This window comes from Duganella lactea, assembly GCF_009857505.1.
Lineage (GTDB): Bacteria > Pseudomonadota > Gammaproteobacteria > Burkholderiales > Burkholderiaceae_D > Rugamonas > Rugamonas lactea.
In genome coordinates this window covers 1-312 of the sequence record NZ_WWCP01000106.1, presented here as the reverse complement: position 1 = coordinate 312, position 312 = coordinate 1, and the positions used below count along the sequence as shown (strand labels likewise).

The window sequence follows — 312 nt, the reverse complement described above, 5'->3', positions numbered from 1 at the left end:
TTGAAGGGTCGTTCGAGACCAGGACGTTGATAGGTCAGGTGTGGAAGTGCAGTAATGCATTAAGCTAACTGATACTAATTGCCCGTACGGCTTGTCCCTATAACCTTGACGGTTATGCGCATTTACTATGATGGTGAGTGCTACCCAACAAAAACTTTACTTCTCCAGATTCGCCGCGCAGCCCAAGGCTGCGTGGCATACAAGTCAAAGCTTGATGACCATAGTAAGTCGGTCCCACCCCTTCCCATCCCGAACAGGACCGTGAAACGACTCTACGCCGATGATAGTGCTGCAACCAGTGTGAAAGTAGGT

At 49.7% G+C, this 312-nt stretch carries 2 rRNA genes; both read left to right on the top strand.

Annotated features, from left to right (window positions below):
- Positions 1–99: ribosomal RNA gene (locus GTP44_RS26880) — 23S ribosomal RNA — on the top strand; the annotation flags it as partial.
- A gap of 111 nt (positions 100–210) precedes the next feature.
- Positions 211–312, top strand: a 5S ribosomal RNA gene (gene rrf, locus GTP44_RS26875); the annotation flags it as partial.